General features: G+C 64.7%; 16 protein-coding genes. 12 read left to right on the top strand and 4 right to left on the bottom strand.

Annotation, left to right across the window (positions count from 1 at the left end; genetic code table 11):
• Positions 1-34: 34 nt before the first annotated feature.
• Positions 35-382, top strand: a complete 348-nt coding sequence (locus tag DOM32_RS00955; protein WP_110630376.1) for a RidA family protein — start codon at positions 35-37, stop codon at positions 380-382.
• Between the two features lie 60 nt (positions 383-442).
• Here DOM32_RS00955 and fucP read toward each other — a convergent pair whose 3' ends face one another.
• Positions 443-1,741: an L-fucose:H+ symporter permease gene (fucP, locus tag DOM32_RS00950; RefSeq protein WP_110630375.1), complete on the bottom strand. Its 1,299-nt coding sequence runs from the start codon at positions 1,739-1,741 to the stop codon at positions 443-445.
• A gap of 579 nt (positions 1,742-2,320) precedes the next feature.
• Here fucP and DOM32_RS00945 point away from each other — a divergent pair.
• From DOM32_RS00945 to DOM32_RS00935, 3 genes are all read left to right on the top strand, one after another.
• Entirely contained in the window at positions 2,321-3,493 is a 1,173-nt protein-coding gene (locus tag DOM32_RS00945) for an MFS transporter (RefSeq protein WP_208625270.1), read from the top strand.
• Between the two features lie 58 nt (positions 3,494-3,551).
• The gene (locus DOM32_RS00940) at positions 3,552-4,058 is read left to right on the top strand and encodes a cupin domain-containing protein (protein WP_110630371.1); all 507 of its coding nucleotides are present in this window, start codon (positions 3,552-3,554) and stop codon (positions 4,056-4,058) included.
• A gap of 72 nt (positions 4,059-4,130) precedes the next feature.
• Positions 4,131-5,018, top strand: a complete 888-nt coding sequence (locus tag DOM32_RS00935) for an NAD(P)-dependent oxidoreductase (RefSeq protein WP_110630369.1) — start codon at positions 4,131-4,133, stop codon at positions 5,016-5,018.
• Between the two features lie 118 nt (positions 5,019-5,136).
• Here DOM32_RS00935 and argC read toward each other — a convergent pair whose 3' ends face one another.
• Both argC and DOM32_RS00925 read right to left on the bottom strand, forming a co-directional pair.
• Positions 5,137-6,138: an N-acetyl-gamma-glutamyl-phosphate reductase gene (gene argC / locus DOM32_RS00930; protein ID WP_110630366.1), complete on the bottom strand. Its 1,002-nt coding sequence runs from the start codon at positions 6,136-6,138 to the stop codon at positions 5,137-5,139.
• A gap of 62 nt (positions 6,139-6,200) precedes the next feature.
• The gene (locus tag DOM32_RS00925) at positions 6,201-7,421 is read right to left on the bottom strand and encodes a pyridoxal phosphate-dependent aminotransferase (protein ID WP_110630364.1); all 1,221 of its coding nucleotides are present in this window, start codon (positions 7,419-7,421) and stop codon (positions 6,201-6,203) included.
• A 280-nt stretch (positions 7,422-7,701) separates the two neighbouring features.
• Between DOM32_RS00925 and DOM32_RS00920 the strand changes: the two genes are divergently transcribed.
• The 3 genes from DOM32_RS00920 to DOM32_RS00910 all read left to right on the top strand — a co-directional run bounded on the left by DOM32_RS00920 (position 7,702) and on the right by DOM32_RS00910 (position 10,140).
• Complete coding sequence (locus DOM32_RS00920; RefSeq protein WP_110630362.1) at positions 7,702-8,583, top strand: beta-keto acid cleavage family enzyme; 882 nt, start codon at positions 7,702-7,704, stop codon at positions 8,581-8,583.
• Between the two features lie 97 nt (positions 8,584-8,680).
• Positions 8,681-9,652: an L-carnitine dehydrogenase gene (locus tag DOM32_RS00915; protein ID WP_110630360.1), complete on the top strand. Its 972-nt coding sequence runs from the start codon at positions 8,681-8,683 to the stop codon at positions 9,650-9,652.
• 17 nt (positions 9,653-9,669) lie between these two features.
• The gene (locus DOM32_RS00910; protein ID WP_110630358.1) at positions 9,670-10,140 is read left to right on the top strand and encodes a thioesterase family protein; all 471 of its coding nucleotides are present in this window, start codon (positions 9,670-9,672) and stop codon (positions 10,138-10,140) included.
• A 156-nt stretch (positions 10,141-10,296) separates the two neighbouring features.
• Here DOM32_RS00910 and DOM32_RS00905 read toward each other — a convergent pair whose 3' ends face one another.
• Positions 10,297-11,295 (bottom strand): GlxA family transcriptional regulator, encoded by a 999-nt coding sequence (locus DOM32_RS00905; protein ID WP_110630356.1) that lies wholly within the window; start codon positions 11,293-11,295, stop codon positions 10,297-10,299.
• A 215-nt stretch (positions 11,296-11,510) separates the two neighbouring features.
• Between DOM32_RS00905 and DOM32_RS00900 the strand changes: the two genes are divergently transcribed.
• The 5 genes from DOM32_RS00900 (at position 11,511) to mntR (ending at position 16,525) form a co-directional block, all read left to right on the top strand.
• On the top strand, positions 11,511-12,881 hold the full coding sequence (locus DOM32_RS00900) for an NfeD family protein (RefSeq protein WP_110630354.1): 1,371 nt from the start codon (positions 11,511-11,513) through the stop codon (positions 12,879-12,881).
• 71 nt (positions 12,882-12,952) lie between these two features.
• Positions 12,953-13,741: a slipin family protein gene (locus DOM32_RS00895; protein WP_071230644.1), complete on the top strand. Its 789-nt coding sequence runs from the start codon at positions 12,953-12,955 to the stop codon at positions 13,739-13,741.
• Positions 13,742-13,812: 71 nt separating this feature from the next.
• Positions 13,813-14,517 carry an HAD family hydrolase gene (locus DOM32_RS00890; RefSeq protein ID WP_110630352.1) on the top strand — a complete coding sequence of 235 codons (705 nt, stop codon included), beginning with the start codon at positions 13,813-13,815 and terminating at the stop codon, positions 14,515-14,517.
• A 231-nt stretch (positions 14,518-14,748) separates the two neighbouring features.
• Positions 14,749-16,026, top strand: a complete 1,278-nt coding sequence (locus tag DOM32_RS00885; RefSeq protein WP_244179750.1) for an Nramp family divalent metal transporter — start codon at positions 14,749-14,751, stop codon at positions 16,024-16,026.
• 76 nt (positions 16,027-16,102) lie between these two features.
• Positions 16,103-16,525: a manganese-binding transcriptional regulator MntR gene (mntR, locus tag DOM32_RS00880; protein WP_071230646.1), complete on the top strand. Its 423-nt coding sequence runs from the start codon at positions 16,103-16,105 to the stop codon at positions 16,523-16,525.
• Positions 16,526-16,931: the final 406 nt, after the last annotated feature.

The following is a 16,931-nucleotide window of genomic DNA, read 5'->3' as shown; positions in this document are numbered from 1 at the left end:
ATAGCGTTGGCGCTTTCTCACAGGAGAGCTGTTGATGATCATGCGTCACCTCAAGACACCCATCATGCATCGCATCGTGGAGGCCAACGGAATCCTGTTCTTCGGTGGTATTGCCGCCGACGACATGTCGCTGGATATGGCAGGGCAGACACGTCAGGTGCTGGAAAAGCTCGGCACTTATCTGGACGAGGTCGGTATCGACCGCTCGCAGGTCGTGTCGGCCAATGTCTTCGTATCCGACCTCGCATTGAAGCAGGAGATGAATGCGGTGTGGACAGACTGGTTCGGCGATGCGTTACCGGCTCGCGCGACGATTGGCGCCGGCGATCTCGGCGCGGGCACCCTGATCGAGATCGTGGTCACTGCCGTCAGGGAAAGATAGCCAAGCAGTAAACCACAAACGCCCCTCCATGGAGGGGCGTTCCTTGTTCCGGTTGGAGCATTACGAAGCGATCTTGGCTTCAGCCTGGACCGACGGGTGCGGGTTGATGACCCGGGAGCCGCGGAAGCCATAGAAGGCGATGAACAGGTAGCAGATCAGCGGCAGCACGAAGGCGTGATGGATGCCGACCGTGTCGGCGATCGCGCCCTGGGCGACAGGGAGAATGGCGCCGCCGACGATGGCCATGATCAAAAGGCTCGATGCCTTGCTGGTCAGCGGGCCGAGCTTGGCGATCCCCAGCGTGAAGATGGTCGGGAACATGATCGAGTTGAACAACCCGATGGCGACGATGCTCCACATCGCGATGTGGCCGGAGGTCAGCATGGTGGTCAGCACCAGCAGCGCCGCGACGATCGCAAACAGGCCCAGCAGCAGGCTGGGGTGGAATCTCTGCATCAACGCCGAGCCGATGAAACGGCCGATCATGGCGCCGCCCCAGTAGTAGGCGACATAGCTGGCCGCGCTGCTTTCACTCATGTTGCCGATTTCCGGCAGCGACAGATAGTTGATCATGAAGCTGCCGATGGAGACCTCGGCGCCGACATAGGCAAAGATGCCGATAACGCCGAATAGCACGTGAGGATGACGCAAGGCCTGGGCGGCGGTGACGTTCTCGGTCGGGCTGTCGTCGCTGGCCTGCTCCTTGAAGTTGGGCAGCTTCCACAGATAGACCACCACCGCGAGGATCGCGAGCACGGCAGCCAGCAGCAGATAAGGAAGCTGCACGCTTTGTGCCTGCTCGACCTTGTAGGCCATCCGGTCAGCGGCGGACATGTCGGCCAGCTCGCTGGCGCCCAGTACCGTCGCACCCAAAATCAGCATCCCGCCGAAATAGGGGGCCAGCGTCGTGCCCAGCGAATTGAACGCCTGCGCCAGATTGAGCCGGCTGGAAGCGGAGCCCTCCGGCCCCAGCAGGCTGACGTAGGGGTTGGCGGCGACCTGCAGCATGGTGACGCCGCTGGCCAGCACGAACAGTGCGGTCAGAAACAGCGGATAGGAAGGCGCTCTGGCGGCAGGGTAGAACATCACCGCGCCGATGGCGGCGATCAGAAGTCCGAGACTGATGGCGTTCTTGTAACCGACCTTGGCCAGCACCTTGCCCATCGGCAGCGACATGATGAAATAGGCACCGAAGAAGGTGAACTGGATCAGCATGGTCTGGGTGTAGTTCAGCGAGAAGACCGCTTTCAGGTGAGGAATCAGAATATCGTTGAGACAGGTGATGAAACCCCACATGAAAAAGATCGTCGTGACGACGACCAGCGCACTGCGATAGTTCGGCCGTTGCGTTTCGGGCATGATCGAAATCCTGTTGATGAGGCGTCCAGAGAACGGGCTGTCGACCTGAGGTTGATCGTGTCAGCACGCGTGCTGGAGCGAAATGATGCATTAAGGAAGCCAGCTTATAAAGCATGCGTTCACTATTAGGACGTTAATATGGAGAACGCCAGTCGGTGACTTATCGGCGATGACGAATGCCAATAACGGCATCGAGAGGTCGAGTTTCGTATTGTTTTTTCTTCTACTGGCGTCCGTTGGCCAAAAATCGCGGATGGCGTGATTCTTGTCGTAAATTAACCACATCGTTTCGTTGCAATATGGGCTTTTTAGACGGGCGCGTTTGCGCGATCTTTGTGCCGTGCGTCGCTCATGAGAGACGCTCGGCCTGGCTGTCGCCGGAAGCGGGCTGAAAGACTGAACGGAGGGCGCGGTTCTGTTATTTTCAAGCGCTTGTTCATTGCGCTAGTCGTGGCGCTCATTTCACGGCGCCAGTCTCTCGGTGGCGCTCGTTCATCAGGTGGCGTCATGGCCCAGCGCTCGCATGTGCAATCTTCTTTTCTCTCATCGATTTTTTCTTCGAACCTGCCTTGGGGCGCCTTGACGCTACTGTGGCTGGTCGGTCTCTACATGCGGTTGCCGATTTTGATCGCGCCGCCGCTGGCCGGGGAGATTGCCGAATCGCTGTCGTTGGGCAGTGCCGCCGTCGGCGCCCTGACGACAGTGCCGTACGTGGTACTGGCGTTGAGCATGATGCTGGCGGTGCGATTCGCCCGGCGTATCGGCATGCTGCGCGCCCTGGCGTTGGCGCTGGCGGTCGTGGCAATTGGCTCCGGCGCGCGCGGGATCACGCTTTCCGCGCCCTTGCTGTTCGGCGCCTCGGTGGTCATGGGGCTCGGGCTGGCGGTCATGCAGGTGACGATACCGGCGCTGCTGCGGGACTGGACACCGGCCCATCTGGCCCTGGGCAGTTCGGTCTATCTCAACGGCATGACGGTCGGCGAGCTGATCGGCGCCGGGGGCACGCGGCCCGTCGTGCTGGCGCTGGCCGGGGGGAGCTGGCAGGTGGCGATGCTGCTGTGGTCGCTGCCGGCACTGGTGATCGTCGCGCTGCTGGTGTGGCGCCTGCGGCGGCGTCCGCAGCGCCCTGACGAAACCGCGATACCCGAAGACGCGCCGCGCCGCTCGATCTCGTTGCGCACCGCCCGTGTCTGGCTGATGGGCGTGCCGCTGGCGGCCTCGGTGGGGCTTTTCATGGCGACCAACGCCTACATGAGCAGCATTCTCGATGCCCGCGGAGAGGCGGATCTGTTGGCGCTGGCGTTGCTGCTCTACAACGCGAGCCCGCTGGCGGCCTCGCTCTCCATGCTGTGGCGGGGGCGACGCTGGGTCTCCCGCCGCTGGCCGCTGGGGCTGTTCGCCACGCTCGGCGTGCTGGGTCTGGCTGCCTTTCTGGCGCTGGAGGGATGGCCGGCGCTGGTCGCGCTGGTGATTTCCGGATTCGGCATCACTCTCGAACTCACGCTGATCATGGCGCTGCCGCCGTGTCTGGAGCGAGGTGACGCAGTGGCCTCGCTGACCGCCGGCATGTCCTTCGTCGGCTACTGCCTGGCTTTCGTCATGCCAATGATCGGCGGCTGGCTAGCGGAACGGTTCGCCGACGCAAACCTGGCGCTCTGGCCAATGCTGCTGTTTGCTGCGCTGAGCCTCTGCGCGATCCCGCGCATGCCGATGTCGGCGAAGGGGGCTGGCGATTCCGCGGCTATCGCCTAGGTTTCTAGGTGTCGAGCCTGGAGCTTGAAACCCGGAATCGAGAATCGAGGAGGAAACCATGACGATGCCCCAACCCGAGATGCTGGTTCTAAAACCGGATGCGGCCAGCGGCTTTCCCAACTCGCCGCTGCCGGTGCTGCTCTATCGTCAGGTCCTCGATGGCCCCGAGGAGAACCCGGCGGCGCGCTTCGAAGCGCTGTTCGACCGTTACCAGTGGCCGCCGCAGTGGCGGTACGGTCTCTACGATTTCGATCATTTCCACTCCACCGCCCACGAGGCGCTGGGCGTCTTTCGCGGCCGCGCGCATATCCGTCTCGGTGGCCCCAACGGTAGCGAGCACGATATCGCTGCCGGCGACGTGCTGGTACTGCCGGCGGGCGTCGGTCACGCCTGTCTCGACGCCAGCGAGGATTTCACCATGGTGGGCGCCTATCCGCCGGGGCAGTCGTGGGAAGTGGAGCGCGGCGATCCCGGCGAGATCGAGGCCGCCTGCCGTCGGGTTGCCGCTGTCGCGCTGCCGGACGCCGACCCTGTCGGCGGGTCGCTACTGTCGCTATGGCAGTGAAACGGCCCTGCGCTTGAACAACGGCGGTATCGTCTATAGTTAGGAGCCTACACTTTTCCAAGGATCAACCCGATGTCCGATTCTCGTTCCGTCGCCGTGCTGGGCCTGGGGGCCATGGGGCATGCCTTCGCGGCCAATCTGCTGAAAGCCGATTTCGATGTCACCGTCTGGAACCGTTCTGCCGCCAAGGCTACGGATCTGGTCGAAGCGGGCGCGCGGCTGGCCGAGTCGCCGGGCGACGCCGTCGCGCACGCCCAGGCAATGATCCTGATGCTGCCGGATTTCGCCGTGACGCGTGACGTACTGCTGGGCGGCGGCGGTGCGCTGGCCGCGATGCCCGCAGGTGCGACATTGATCCAGATGGGCACCCTCGGCGTGGCCGAGACCGACCGACTGATCGCCGAGGCCGGCGAAGCGCGTGACGACGTCGTCTTCATCGATGCGCCGGTTTCCGGCACCAAGGCGCCGGCGGAGCAGGGCAAGATCGCCATCCTCGCCAGCGGTGATCGCGAGCGTGCCGGCGCCGTGGTCGAGCCGATCTTCGACGTGCTGGGCAAGCAGACCCACTGGCTGGGCCAGGCCGGCCAGGGCGCACGGATGAAGGTCGTCATCAACGCCTGGCTGATCTCGATGATGCAGGGAATCGCCGAAACCGCCCATCTTGCCGACACGCTCGGCGTCGCGGGCGACGACCTGTGGCAGGTGTTGGATGGCGGGCCGCTGGCCACGCCCTACATGAAGCTCAAGCTGGACATGATCGACAGCGGCGACTTCGACCCGCAGATGGCGATGCAGTGGGGGCTGAAGGACGCAGGACTGGCGTTGGAAGCGGGCGACGACAAGGCTCTGCCATCGCTGGCGCAGATTCGCAATCTCTGGTCCGATGCCGTCAGCGCCGGATACGGCGAGCAGGATATCGCGGCGATCCACGCCTATCTGGAGAAGTATCGGCGCCGTTAAAGCGGTGTCATCAACTTCGGCGAGGCGCTGAACCGGCGGGCCGGACCTGCTCGAGTCCGGACCGGCGGTTTTCGTTTCAGACCTCAGATCTCGAACCTCGGTCCTCAGATCTCGGACCTCAGACGCTCAAGCCCGTCGTCTCGTCCACGCCCAGATGAACGTTCATGTTCTGCACCGCGGAGCCGGCGGCACCCTTGCCGAGGTTGTCGAGCCGCGATACCAGGCAGACCCGCTCTTCGTTGCCGAACACGAACAGGTCGACGCGATTGGTCTCGTTGGCGCCCCGGACGTCGAAGAATCCGTTGTCCAGGTTGTCGATCTCCTCGAAAGGCCTGACCTGGACGAACGGCTCGCCGGCGTAATGGGCGCGATAGGCGTCGAGCAGATCTTCCGCCCGCACCCCGGCCGGCAGATGGGAAAGCTGCAGCGGTACGTTGACCATCAAGCCTTTCAGAAAGGGGCCGACGATCGGCGAGAACACCGGCGGCCGGGCCAGGCGACCGTGCTGCTGCATTTCCGGCAGGTGCTTGTGGCCGAGCGCCATGGCATAGGGGCGCGGCGCGTCGAGACGGCCTTCGCTGCTGGATCTTTCTTCGATAGCGGCTTCGTAGTCCGCGATCATCTTCTTGCCGCCGCCGCTGTAGCCGGTCAGCGAGAAGGCGGAGAGCGGGTAGTCCGCCGGCAGCAACCCGGCATCCACCAGCGGACGTACCAGCAGAATGAACGCGCTGGCGTGACAGCCGACATTGGCGATGCGCTTGCTGGCGCGAATCCGCTCCCGCTGGTCGTCGCTCAGTTCGGGCAGCCCGTAGACCCAGTCGGGATCGGTGCGGAACGCCGTGCTGGCATCGATCAGGCAGGTCTCCGGATTCTCGACCATCGCCGCCGCCTCGCGGGAGGCCGCGTCCGGCAGGCACAGGAAGGCGACGTTGGCGGCGTTCAGCAGCCGTGCCCGCTCGGCCGGGTCCTTGCGCTTGTCGCTGTCGATGCGCAGCAGCTCGATGTCGTCGCGAGCCTGGAGATAGTCGAACAGCCGCAGGCCGGTGGTGCCTTCCTGTCCGTCGACATAGACCTTGAAAGAGCCCTTGGATGGGCGCTTGAATGAGTCCGGAGATGCCATGGGCGTTGTCCTGCCGTTGATCTTTGACGAGGTCGTGGTCGCGGTATTGTGCGGATTCGGCCTCAGCTTGTCATGCCGTTGAGCGGTCTGGCCGCCAGTCGGGATTCTCCCTGGCACTCCTGGGCGCAGCGCTCGATCCGGCGGCAGGCCTCGCGCAGACGCTCGGCATCCACGGTCAGGCTCAGGCGCACGAAGCCCGCGGCGGAGGCGCCGAAGGCCTCGCCTGCGAGTACCGAAACGTCGTGCTCGTCGAGCAGCCGGTCGGCGAAGGCGTGCGTGCCGAGCCCGGTGGCGCGGATATCGATCATCATGAACATGCCCGCGGCGGGCGGCAGCGTGGCGACGGTCTCGCTGTCGCGCAGCGTCTCGACCACGGCATCGCGGCGTTCCCGGTAGGTATCACGCATCGCGGCCAGCGCTGCCGGCGGTTCGTCCAGCGCGGCGATGGCGGCGTCCTGGATGAACGGCTGGCATCCGTAGAGCATGCACAGGGCGAGATTGACCAGGTGCGACATCAGCTCGCGGGGGCCGATGACCCAGCCGAGCCGCCAGCCGGTCATGGCGTGGGACTTCGACAGGCTGCTGATGACCACGGTGCGCTCGCGCATGCCCGGCAGGCTGTCGGGGCTTACGTGTTCGCCGTCGAAGATCAGATCGGCATAGACCGCATCGACGATCAGCCACAGATCGTGTTCGCGACAGAGCGTGGCGATCGACTCCCACATTGTCGGCGACAGGCATTGGCCGGTGGGGTTGTGCGGGCTGTTGAGCAGAATCGCCTTCGTGCGCGGCGTGATCGACGCCTCGATGGCGGCCACCCGCGGCTGGAAACCGTCGTCGGCGGACAGCGGCACCCACACCGGCACGGCGCCGGTGGCCTGCACCACGGCCTCGTAGGTGACGTAGGCCGGCTCGGGAATGATGACTTCGTCACCCGGATCGAGCAGGCACTGGGCCGTGGCGTAGAGACCGCACTGCGCCCCCGCGAGCACGGCGACGTGGTCTGCGTCGGTCTCGGCATGGCCACCGTGGCTGCGGTGGAAGGCGGCGATGCGCTCGCGCAGGGCGTGCTTCCCCTGCACGTCCGCGTAATGGGTCGCGCCACTGCGCAGGCTGGTGACGGCGGCCTCGACGATGGAAGGCGGCGTGTCGAAATCGGGATCGCCGACCGACAGGATGATGACATCTTCGCCGCGGGCCTGACGCGCCTTGGCGCGGAAGTGAATGTTCCAGGCGCTGGCGCCTTCGCCGGCGATGCGCTGTGTCAGTGCGGAATAGGACATGGCGGTTCCGTGTTGCGGACAAGGATATCTTGGCAGCCTAACGGTTCGTCGGCTTGGCGAACAGAGCGTCCAGCCCATGCAGTGGCGGTAGCGTTATGCAACGAAAGTTTTACAAGATACGAATTGCCGGTTGTCGCTTCCGGTCAATGTCACGACGTCTCATGACAAAACGTGGGCCCGCTCGGCACCCACAATGAGAGCCATCGCAACGCACCTGCCGGTGCGCTCATACACTGCCCCGTGCCGGGATCGGCTCGGGGCCGGACCGAGAGGCTCCTCCATGAATCGCGACGTCATCCTTACCTGTGCTGTCACCGGTGCCGGCGATACTGCCGGCAAGCATCCGGATCTTCCGGTCACCCCGAAGCAGATCGCCGACAGCGCGCTGGACGCCGCCCGCGCCGGGGCCAGCATCGTCCACCTGCACGTCCGCGACCCGGAAACCGGCGGCGTCAGCCACTCCACCGATCATTTCCGCGAAGTCGTCGAGCGCATCCGCGAATCCGATGTCGATGCGGTGATCAACATCACCGCCGGCGGCGGCGGCGATCTGTTCCCCGAGATTCGCGACGGCATGATCCATGGCCTCGAAGGGACCGACCTGCAGACACCGGCCGAGCGCCACGAGCCGGTCGGCCAGCTGTTGCCGGAACTGTGCACGCTGGACTGCGGCAGCTTGAACTTCGGCGACATGGTCTACCTCAACAGCGCCGACTGGCTGCGCGAGCATGCGCGTCTGATCCAGCAGGCCGGGGTCAAGCCGGAACTCGAGTGCTTCGACCTGGGCCACGTCTGGTTCGCGCGTCAGTTGATCGAAGAAGGGCTGATCGACGGCGATCCGCTGTTCCAGCTCTGCCTGGGCATTCCCTGGGGCGCCGAAGCGGACACCGAAACCATGCTGGCGATGCGCAACAAGCTGCCGGAAAACGCGATCTGGTCGGCGTTCGGGATCGGCCGCCAGCAGTTCCCGATGGTGGCGCAGTCGGTCCTGCTCGACGGTCACGTGCGGGTCGGCCTGGAAGACAACCTCTATCTGAGCAAGGGCGTGTTTGCGACCAACGCGCAACTGGTCGAGCGGGCCGCGACCCTCGTCGAGAATCTCGGCGGCAAGGTGCAGACGCCGCAGCAGACCCGTGAGTCGCTGGCACTGCGCCAGCCCTGATCCCTACTGATGGTCCCCAGGGTTCGCGCCCACGGAACCGGCCGTCGGCATCGTCCGGCGGCCGCTACCTTTTCCCTACCCGATTTCGAGAAATGTGATGAACGCTACCACGCTTCCCAAGACCGTCGCCGTGATCGGTACCGGCGTGATCGGCAACGGCTGGATCGCCCGCGCCCTGGCCGCCGGCTGCCGTGTGACCGCCTTCGACCCCGATCCCGCTGCCGCCGCGCGCACTCGCGCTTTCGTCGAGCGCGCCTGGCCGTCACTCGAGCGACTCGGGCTTGCCGATGACGCCGACCCGAAGGCGCTGACCTTCGTCGACTCGCTGGAAGCCGCGGTGAAGGGCGCCGAGCTGATCCAGGAAAACGTGCCCGAGCGGCTGGCGCTCAAGCACGACGTGCTGAGCCAGCTCGACGCGCTGGCCGAGCCGGACGTGGTGATCGGCTCCTCGACCTCCGGCATCAAGCCGAGCGATCTGCAGTCCGCCTGCCAGAAGGCGCCGGGCCGCGTGATCGTGGCGCATCCGTTCAATCCGGTCTATCTGCTGCCGCTGGTGGAGCTGGTCGGTGGCGAGCACACCGCGCCGGTGGTCATCGAACGCGCCCAGGCCCGGTACGCCGCGCTGGGCATGCGTCCGCTGGTGGTGCGTCGCGAGATCGAAGGTCATGTCGCCGACCGCCTGATGGAAGCGCTATGGCGCGAGGCGCTGCATCTGGTCAACGACGGCGTCGCCACCACCGAGGAGATCGACGCCGCGGTGGTCTACGGCTGTGGCCTGCGCTGGTCGCTAATGGGGACATTTCTCACCTTCCACCTGGCCGGTGGTGATGGCGGCATGCGCCACATGCTGCACCAGTTCGGGCCGGCGCTGAAACTGCCGTGGACCAAGCTGGAAGCGCCCGAACTGACCGACGAGCTGATCGAGAAGGTGGCCGATGGCTGCGAGCATCAGGCGGCCGGACGCAGCGTTGCCGAGCTCGAGACACGCCGTGACGCGTTTCTCACCGAGTTGCTCGAGCTGACCCAGAAATATTGGCCGGAAGCCGAAGGGCTCCAGGGTCGAATCTGATCAACGAGGCGTATCCGATGAGCGAGACGACGACCGAACCGCTGTTCAAGACCCGGGTGCAGGACGCCTGGGTCGATTACAACGGCCACATGAACGATGCCGAATACGCCAGGGTCTTCTCGCTGGCGGTGGAGGCGCTAATGGATCGCGTCGGTCTCGACGAGGCCGGCCGTGCCGAGCACGGCTACACGATCTACACCCTCGAGACGCATCTCTGCTACTGCCAGGAAGCGCATCGTGGCGAGGCGCTGGCGGTGGCGCTGACGCTGCTGGACAGCGACGCCAAGCGTCTGCACCTGCTGTTCACGCTGACCAATGCCGACGGCGATACGCTGGCGACCAGCGAACAGATGCTGATGGGGATCGACGTGGCCAGCGGCCGCCCGGCGCCGTTTCCCGAGCCGGTGGCCGCGAGCGTCGAGGTGCTACCGAAAGCCGGAGAGGAATGGCCGAAGGCCGCCGGCCGCAGAATCGGGATCCGACGCTGATCGATTCACCAGCCGTTGGAAGCACCATCGACCCCGCTGGAAACCGCGGGGTCGATGCGTTCCAGATAGCATCCCTGCAGCCAGCGGCGTGATATCGGCACCAGCGTGGCGGATGCCCCGGCGCGAAGGTTGCTCTAAAACGCCATTTTCTTGCGGTTATTGGTCGCGATCGATCGTGGGTGAAGGCGCCTCGGCGGGGCGGCGAGTATCGCTCGGCGCCTGGGCGTAGCGCTGGCGATAGGCGCGTGAGAAGCTCGAGGCCGAACTGAAACCGCAGGCCAGGCCGATGCTCAGGATGTCGCGGTCGGTTTCTTCGAGCAAATGACGGGCGCGGTCCAGGCGCAGTTCGAGATAGTAATCCCGCGGGCGCTTGCCGAGTTCCTCGAGGAACAGGCGCTGGAGCTGGCGCAGCGACAGGCCGATGCGTTCGCTGAGCGCCGTCATCGACAGCGGCTGCTCGAGATGCTGCTCCATCAGCGCGACGGCATCGACCAGCGGGCGGCGGTGCGTGCCCAGGCGTTTTGCCAACGGCAGGCGTTGATGTTCCTGGCGCGGGCGCAGGCGGGCGTGGATCAGCTGTTCGGAAATAGCGTCGGCCAGGTCCTGGCCGTGGCGACTGGCGATCATGCTCAATGTCATGTCCATGGCGGCGGCACCCCCGGCGCAGGTGAAGCGGCGGTTGTCGATCTCGAACAGCGATTCCACTGCGTCAAGCCCCGGGAAGCGCTCGCGAAAGGCGGGCAGGCTTTCCCAGTGCAGCGTCAGGCGATGGCCGTCGAGCAAGCCGACTTCGGCGAGGATCAGCGGGCCGGTATCGATGCCGCCCAGCAGACAGCCTTCGCTGGCCTGGCGATGCAGCCATTGCGACAGGCGACGCGACAGGTCGCGCTCCGGCTCGAAACCGGCACACACCGCCAGGGTCGGCAGGGAAGGGGCATCGGCCAGGCCGCAATCGACGAGCAGGGTCATGTCGTTGCTGGCGGTGACCGGCTGGCCGTCTTCGCTGATCAGCAGCCACCGGTAGAGCCCGCGGCCGGCCAGTCGATTGGCGATTCGCAGCGGCTCCACCGCCGAGAAGAACGCCATCATCGAAAAGCGCGGGACGAGGAGAAAGCCCACGGGCTCGGGGAAGGGGCCTGCGTAGTCCAGGCGCATGATTCGTTACTCCGAAGCGGCGGAACACAGCGGTGGACTTGGGGGATCCGTACGACTGCTGCGCTCATGATGACAAAAAAACCAAGGGGAAACACGAGGAGCGGGAGCCGCGCCGCCGATACCGGCGCTTGTCCTGGATACGCTCGGGCGTCGGCGAGCCGATACGACACCATGATCCAGCGGCACGAACACGGGAAACTGGCTACGCTGCGAACATGATCGATTCCACGAGCCACTCTCGCAGATTCCTGACGCGCCGACAGCGCTGCGCCTGTTGGCTCGTCTGTCTCTTGTTGGGCGGCATCCTGGCAATGACGGCGCTGGCCCAGTCGCCGGCCGCGAATCGGGCGCTGGTGCTCACCCTCGACGACAGCATCAATCCGGCGACGCGGGATTACGTCGAACGCGGCATCCGTCGCGCCGAGTCGATGGACGCCGAACTCCTCGTCGTCGAGCTCGACACGCCCGGCGGTCAGGTCGAGTCGATGCGTCGGCTGGCGCAGACGATCCTCGCCGCCAGGGTGCCGATCGCGACCTATGTCACTCCGAGCGGGGCGCGGGCAGCCAGCGCCGGCACCTATCTGCTCTACGCCAGCCCCATCGCGGCGATGACGCCGGGCACCCATCTCGGTTCGGCCACGCCGGTGACCCTGGGCGGAGAGACGCCCGAGGACGCCAACAGCCAGGCGAGGCGCCAGAAGATGATCGAGGATGCCGTGGCCACGATTCGTGGCTACGCCGAACGTCACGGCCGCAACGCCGACTGGGCCGAGCAGGCGGTACGGGAGGCGGCCAATCTCGGCGCGAAGGAGGCGCTCGAGCGCAATGTCATCGACGTGGTGGCCGTGGATCTCGATGATCTGATGGCGCAACTGGATGGCCGGCAGGTCGAGCTGGAAGACGGGATGCGAACGCTCTCGACGGCGGAGATCGAACTCGTTCGCGAAGCGCCGGACTGGCGCACGTCGCTGCTGTCGCTGATCGCCAACCCCACCGTGGCCTACGGCCTGCTGTTGATCGGCTTCTACGGGCTGGTATTCGAACTCGCCAGCCCCGGCACGCTGGTGCCGGGCGTCATGGGCGGCATCAGCCTGATGCTGGGGCTGTTTGCCTTTCAGGTGCTGTCGATCGATCTGGCCGGCCTGGGGCTGGTGCTGCTGGGATTGGCCATGATCATCGGCGAAGCCTTCCTGCCCAGTTTCGGCGCGCTCGGCGCGGGCGGTATCGCTGCGTTCGTGATCGGTTCCATTCTGCTGATGGACGAGGCCAACAGTGCCGTGGCGTGGCCGCTGATCGGTGGCACGGCGCTGGTGGCGGCCGGCTTCCTGCTGTGGGGCGTGATGCGCCTGATGGGAGTGCGGCGGCGCATGCCCTTGACCGGTCGCGAGGAGTTGATCGGTGCCGAGGCCGTGGCGCTGGGGGATTTTTCCGCCGGACGCGGCAAGGTGCTGCTGCACGGAGAGCGCTGGCAGGCGCGTGGCAAGGGGCCTATCCGGAAAGGCGACAGGCTGCGCGTCATGGCGCTGGACGGCTTGACCGTCAGCGTGGAACCCACGAGCGTCGAGCGTTCCCCGACGTCGATTTGAAACCGATATGCCGAAGCCTTTCGATATCAGGCTGAAGAAGCGGCAATCGGTTTTCCCATGGAGGAGACGAGATGATGTTCGCCTATCTGGTACCTGTGGTACTGCTGATTCTGCTGTTGCTGGCCTCGATCCGGATTCTGCCGGAGTACCGTCGCGGCGTGGTGTTTTTCCTGGGCCGCTTTCAGGACGTCAAGGGCCCGGGGCTGTTCTTCCTGATCCCGGTGGTTCAGAAAATGGAGGTCGTGGATCTGCGCGTCATCACCATGGACGTGCCGGAACAGGATGTCATTTCCCAGGACAACGTCACCGTTCGCGTCAACGCGGTGCTCTATTTCCGCGTCGTCGATCCGCAGAAGGCGATCATCCAGGTCGAGCATTTCGTCAACGCCACCAGCCAATTGGCCCAGACCACGCTACGTTCGGTATTGGGCAAGCACGATCTCGACGAGATGCTCTCCGAGCGCGACAAGCTCAACGACGACATTCAGGAGATCATCGACGCCCAGACGGAGGCGTGGGGCATCAAGGTGGCCAATGTCGAGATCAAGCACGTCGATCTCGACGAGAGCATGATACGGGCCATCGCCCGTCAGGCCGAGGCCGAACGCGAACGCCGGGCCAAGGTGATCCACGCCGAGGGCGAACAGCAGGCGGCCGAGAAGCTGGTCGAGGCGGCCGATATCATGTCGCGCAACCCGGCGGCGCTGCAGCTGCGCTATCTGCAGACCATGAGCGACATGAGCAACAAGAACGCCTCGACCATCGTCTTTCCGCTGCCGATGGACATTATGGAGGCGTTCAAGACCATGGCGGGATTCGATCCCCGAAAGTCCGACTCCAGGCCGCCGGAAGAGATCTGACTCCGGGTCACCGTGGCGGCGGGAGCGTGTATGCTTGAGATTCATTCCGCCGATAGAACAGGGAGTCTCGCTTGGCCACGTCACAACCTCCTTCGCCACACCGGCCATCCGCGCTCGCCATCTTCGATCTCGACGACACGCTGCTCGACGGCGACTGCACGCATCTGTGGCTCGAGTGGATCATCGATTGCGGCTGGGTCGAGGATGGCGAGGCGCTGCTGGCACGGATGCGCGAGCACGACAGACAGTACCACGCCGGTACGCTGAACATGACCGACCATCTGCGTTTCACGCTAGCGCCGCTGGTCGGCCGTTCCCGTCAGGTCGTGCGGGAACAGGTCGAGGCGTTCGTCGATGCCAGGGTGCGTCCGCGCCTGATGCGGGAAGGGGTGGAACGGCTCCAGGCACACAGCCGGGATGGACACGCCACGCTGGTGATTTCCGCCTCGATGCACCATCTGGTCGAGCCCATCGCGCACGCTGTCGGCGCAGACGGTGCGCTAGCCTCGCTGCCCGAGTTCGATGCCGACGATCGCTTCACCGGCGAGCCGACCGGCATCCAGACCTACCAGCGCGGCAAGCTCGAGGCGTTTGCCCAGTGGCTCGACGCGCACGACACCGGCTTCGCCGAAGGCTGGGAGACCTGGGGCTACAGCGATTCCTTCAACGATCTGCCATTGCTCGAATTCGTCGATCATCCGCATGCCACGCAGCCGGACGAGCGTCTGCGCAAAACCGCCGAGGCGCGGGGCTGGCCGATTCTGCGGTGGCGCTAGTTTTCGTGCGACTCCAGATTGCGGCTGAAAGCCGCCTGGGCCTGCCCGTTGTCGCAACGCAGGGTCATCGGGCTTGGGTGAGGTAACCATGGGAATCAATCGTCCTGATTGAAATAACTCATGACGTGACACCGTTGCGTCGTTGGTAACTGGGGTATATTTTGTCAACCAAGGTTTAACTTGATAACCAGGGGATCATCACCTTGGTGTTGACCATCTCCAGAGGCAATCGTGTCCAACTCCTTGACCCAAGCCCGTGACGAACACCTGACGGCGCCAGCAGCTGCGCGGCGTCGTTCGACGCTGTCGCGCTTTCTGCCGTTCTTCGGGCCGGCAATGATCGCGGCGGTGGCCTATATCGATCCGGGCAACTTCGCCACCAACATCGAAGCCGGCTCGCGCTATGGCTACGTGCTGCTGTGGGTCGTGCTGTGGGCCAACCTGATGGCGATGGTGATCCAGACGCTGTCGGTGCGGCTGGGGCTGGCAACCGGCAAGAATCTGGCGGAGATGATTCGGGAGCGCTATCCGCGGCCGCTGGTCTGGTTCTACTGGGTCCAGGCCGAACTGGTGGCGATCGCTACCGATCTGGCCGAATTTCTCGGTGCCGCGCTGGCGTTCAACCTGCTGTTCGGCATGACGATGCTCGAAGGGGCGCTGCTGACCGGGGCGATCACCTACGCGGCGCTCTACATGCAGCGTTTCGGCTTTCGCCTGCTCGAGATCATCATCGGCAGCATGCTGCTGGCGGTGGCTGCCGGGTTCGTCATCCAGATCGTCATGGGGCGCCCCGAGGCCGCGCCGGCGCTCGAGGGCTTGCTGCTGCCCGGGTTTCCGGATGGCTATGCGGTATTTCTCGCCGCCGGCATTCTGGGCGCGACGGTGATGCCGCACGTCATCTATCTCCACTCGTCGCTGTCGCAGCGACGCGTCGCGACCCATACCGACGAGCAGCGTCGCCGCGCCATGCGCTACTATCGGTGGGACGTGGTGATCGGCATGGGAATCGCCGGTGTCATCAACCTTTCGATGCTGGCACTGGCCGCTTCGGTCTTCTTCGGCAACGGGCGTACCGGCGTCGCCACGATCGAGCAGAGCTACCAGTTGCTGGCGCCGCTGATGAACCAGGAGCTGGCGAGCACCCTGTTCGGCTTCACGCTGCTGATGGCCGGGTTGTCCTCGTCGATCGTCGGCACCCTGGCGGGGCAGGTGGTGATGCAGGGCTTCGTCGGTTTCACCATCCCGCTGTGGCTGCGGCGCCTGATGACCATGCTGCCGGCGATCGTGGTGATCATGCTGGGATTCCCCGAGCAGCAGGTTCTCGTCGCCAGCCAGGTGGTGCTGAGCTTCGGGATCCCCTTCGCGCTGATCCCGCTGATCCACTTCACTGCCCAGCACCGTCTGATGGGCAATCTGACCAGTCGCCCCTGGGTGACCGGGCTGGGATGCGTCATTGCGGCAGTCATCATCTTGCTGAATGGTTATGTGTTGGCCTTCGAGTTGCTGTAGGCTCTCTAGGACGCGCGCGGGCGGACTCCTGAACGACCCCCGCCGCCCATCATTTCTGCCCGTCGACGAGAACACCATGTCAGCAACGCCACGCCCACGTTATGCCCGCTTCGAGCGCACGCGTCTCGATCACCAGCAGGAGCTGGTGGAAGATTACGTGGAGGAGATCGCGCAGCTGCACCGCGACCACGGCGAGGCCCGGGCCAGCGATCTGGCCGAACGGTTCGGCGTCAGTGCCGCTGCGGTCTCCAAGGTGATCGCCCGGCTCAAGCGTGACGGTCTGGCCGAGGCGCGCCCGTATCGCGGCGTCTTTCTGACCGAGAAGGGCAGCGAACTGGCCGAGAAGGTCGAGGCGCGCCACCAGCTGGTGCTGTCGACACTGCTGGCGCTCGGTGTACCGCCCCATGTGGCCGAAGCCGATTCCGAAGGGATCGAGCACCACTGCAGCGATGCCACCGTCGAAGCCATGCAGCGCTTTCTCGAAGTGCATGATCGCTGATACGCCGATACTTTCCTGATCTGCCGATAGCCGTTCCCGGGAATTCCGTCTGGGAACCTTTCGACGTTGGTGGTAGACTCCTGCGCGCTATCAGCCACGATCATTCCACGACGTATTCGACAAGGTCGATTGTCATGCCAGACCGATTCGACAATGTCATCGCCAGTATGACGCCACCCTAGCGTAACGCCCCACCCCGGCGTGCCTCTTGCGCGCGCTTCGCTGTCTCCGATACCCCTGTATCTGCACGACGGCATGTTCTTGTTCGACCCATTCAAATCAAACTCTTGCCGCGACTGCGTGGCCGTCGTTCGACTGCACGCTGTATCGATCCCGTCGACGACCGGGCGATACCGGTGGCCATTCCGCTTTGGCTGACGGGCGGATCGGCGCCATCGGCAACGGC

The organism is Salinicola salarius (assembly GCF_003206135.1).
GTDB lineage: Bacteria > Pseudomonadota > Gammaproteobacteria > Pseudomonadales > Halomonadaceae > Salinicola > Salinicola salarius.
Note: the sequence above shows the minus strand (reverse complement) of the source record. Positions and strands in the feature narration are given on the sequence as shown.

Bases quoted from the DNA above. Each gene is read 5' to 3' on its own strand.
- DOM32_RS00905 (WP_110630356.1), bottom strand. From the start codon at position 11,295: ATGCGCCTGGACTACGCAGGCCCCTTCCCCGAGCCCGTGGGCTTTCTC.
- DOM32_RS00955 (WP_110630376.1), top strand. From the start codon at position 35: ATGATCATGCGTCACCTCAAGACACCCATCATGCATCGCATCGTGGAG.
- DOM32_RS00895 (WP_071230644.1), top strand. From the start codon at position 12,953: ATGATGTTCGCCTATCTGGTACCTGTGGTACTGCTGATTCTGCTGTTG.
- DOM32_RS00900 (WP_110630354.1), top strand. From the start codon at position 11,511: ATGATCGATTCCACGAGCCACTCTCGCAGATTCCTGACGCGCCGACAG.
- DOM32_RS00915 (WP_110630360.1), top strand. From the start codon at position 8,681: ATGAACGCTACCACGCTTCCCAAGACCGTCGCCGTGATCGGTACCGGC.
- DOM32_RS00925 (WP_110630364.1), bottom strand. From the start codon at position 7,421: ATGTCCTATTCCGCACTGACACAGCGCATCGCCGGCGAAGGCGCCAGC.
- DOM32_RS00910 (WP_110630358.1), top strand. From the start codon at position 9,670: ATGAGCGAGACGACGACCGAACCGCTGTTCAAGACCCGGGTGCAGGAC.
- DOM32_RS00940 (WP_110630371.1), top strand. From the start codon at position 3,552: ATGACGATGCCCCAACCCGAGATGCTGGTTCTAAAACCGGATGCGGCC.
- fucP (WP_110630375.1), bottom strand. From the start codon at position 1,741: ATGCCCGAAACGCAACGGCCGAACTATCGCAGTGCGCTGGTCGTCGTC.
- argC (WP_110630366.1), bottom strand. From the start codon at position 6,138: ATGGCATCTCCGGACTCATTCAAGCGCCCATCCAAGGGCTCTTTCAAG.
- DOM32_RS00920 (WP_110630362.1), top strand. From the start codon at position 7,702: ATGAATCGCGACGTCATCCTTACCTGTGCTGTCACCGGTGCCGGCGAT.
- DOM32_RS00935 (WP_110630369.1), top strand. From the start codon at position 4,131: ATGTCCGATTCTCGTTCCGTCGCCGTGCTGGGCCTGGGGGCCATGGGG.
- mntR (WP_071230646.1), top strand. From the start codon at position 16,103: ATGTCAGCAACGCCACGCCCACGTTATGCCCGCTTCGAGCGCACGCGT.